2 protein-coding genes are annotated in these 2,207 nt (G+C 40.1%); both read left to right on the top strand.

What is annotated here, in order from left to right:
- The first annotated feature begins 157 nt into the window (after window positions 1–157).
- On the top strand, window positions 158–976 hold the full coding sequence (locus tag P5674_RS24235) for a 2OG-Fe(II) oxygenase (protein WP_006616724.1): 819 nt from the start codon (window positions 158–160) through the stop codon (window positions 974–976).
- A gap of 101 nt (window positions 977–1,077) precedes the next feature.
- Window positions 1,078–1,917, top strand: coding sequence for a 2OG-Fe(II) oxygenase (locus P5674_RS24230; protein ID WP_006616723.1), 840 nt, complete (start codon window positions 1,078–1,080; stop codon window positions 1,915–1,917).
- Window positions 1,918–2,207: the final 290 nt, after the last annotated feature.

Below are 2,207 nucleotides of genomic sequence, written 5' to 3'. Positions count from 1 at the left end.
TCGCTAGTGGTAGCATAGAGTGGTGATAATCTGGATAATTGGGACTGTTAACTTATGGATTATACTGATTGTAAAATGTTTTGTGCATGGTAGGATACTTTTTTCGGTAAGTCTAGGGCTGCTAATATTCGCGCTATGGTAGGACTATGGTAGGATTATGAATGGCGATCGCTTAAATCGGAAATCTTTAAATGTTACACCTTTACGACTACAAGGATTAGTGGATCGGTCTATTGATGTGTTAGAGTCTCTGTTACAAGACCGGGAAGTTTCCCCTTTAGACCGGGCGGCGATCGCTTTAAAAATTCTGGAAGCGACGGGGGTTAATGTCCGTCAAACTTTACCATCTGTTAATGTGAATCTCCCCAACTCTCCCCTAGTTTTGGGTGGTTATGTTAAGATAGAAAATTTCTTGTCTCCCTCGGAAAACAAACAGGCTTTAGAAATAGCGATCGCTTCCGCTGACCAATTTGTGGCATCCACAACTACAACCGGGGCGGTTAACTATCGAGAATCATCGATTTTATATGCTACCAAGTTCCCCGAATACTATCAATTTATGAAACATCGCATTTTAGAAACTTTACCGCAGGTATTATCTCAGTTGAAACATCCCCCTTTTACCGTCACAGAAGTGGAAATGCAGCTAACCGCCCACCATAATGGTGGATATTATAAGATTCATAATGACTCTAGTAGTGCCAAAACGAAAACTCGCACCATCACTTATGTCTATTATTTTTATGACCAACCCAAAGCCTTTACCGGCGGACAACTGCGACTTTATGAAACCGAGTTACGGAATGGTGTCGCCTACAACAAAGAGACCTTTAAGACTATTGAACCCATTAATAATAGTATCGTGTTTTTTGATAGCCGTTGCAAACACGAGGTAATGCCAGTTAGTTGCGATTCCCCGAACTTTAAAGATGGTCGTTTTACCCTAAATGGCTGGCTGCGACGGGCGGAAGACTAACACATCAAAAACCTGGTTAAGTTTGTGTATAAAATAGTTGAGTAATTCCAGATTAATTAGCAGTTCATTAATTCCCAGTAAGTCGGAGGATTAAATAAGTTGTGAATCACGATATTTTCCCTATCAAAAATAAGGCGATCGCCTCGGAAACAGCCCTAGAAAATTTATTGTCTGATTCCCTGGATTTAGTCCAAAATGCCCTAAATAATTCCGAACTATCTCTATCCGCAAGAGTCGAAATAGCTTTAAAAGTTTTGGATCTCTCCGGTGTCTATCATCAATTAAACCGCCCCGCAAATCCTAATGATTATCCCGCAGTTGCTGAGAGTCCCGCCACAGACACCCCCAAGCTATTAGAAGCTAACTTTATCCAGATTGACAACTTTTTATCACCCGAAGAACAAGCAGAAACCTTTAAGATAGCCTTCCAAAATCATGATAAGTTTTTCCCGTCTGGAGTCGCCAACAAGGAAGAAAACACCCGCAAATCTTCAGTTTTACTGGTGCAAAACTTTGATGAATACTACAACCAAATCAGACATAAAATTCTGCAAATTAGACCCAAAATCTTAGCTCAACTCAACTTACCGACTTTTTTGGTTTCCTGGGTGGAAATGCAAATGACAGCCCATAACCATGGAGATTATTATTATATCCATCAAGACATGGATGGCGAAAAAATTGCCAATCGAGTTTTAACATACGTCTACTATTTCTATGAACAGCCAAAACCCTTCTATGGGGGGGATTTAAGGATTTATCCTACCTACATCAACGGTGATAGTTATACCATTGGTGAACAGTTTGTTACGGTGGAACCTCGCCATAACAGCATCATCTTTTTTGATAGTCGCATGAAACACGAAGTTCTCCCGGTTTTCTGTCCTTCTGGGAGGTTCGAGGATAGCCGATTTACTATTAATGGCTGGATTCACCGTTAAAATAACCCTATAGGGGGGTTGACAAGCCACGGAAACTAATGTAAAATATTGACATACTTTTTCATAATAAGAAATTTGTTAAAAAAATAAAATTGTCAAGATTCCCATTATCTAAAATAATACCAGAAGTCAAAGCCAAAAGCAACCCACCCACCCCAAAAAAAATTTTTTGCAACATTTCTTAACATTTCGTTACAAAAGCAAAATTCACGATGCGATCGCCTGAGAGAAAGTTATGGTAGGGGCGGGTTCCGCCGTAGCCTGTTCGGTTCACAGAGGTTAGCTTAGTA

Origin of the sequence: Limnospira sp. PMC 289.06, assembly GCF_032350395.1 — a bacterium.
In the GTDB taxonomy this organism is placed as follows: Bacteria; Cyanobacteriota; Cyanobacteriia; order Cyanobacteriales; family Microcoleaceae; genus Limnospira; species Limnospira platensis.
The sequence above is the reverse complement of the archived record's forward strand: the minus strand, read 5'-3'. Positions and strand labels throughout refer to the sequence as shown.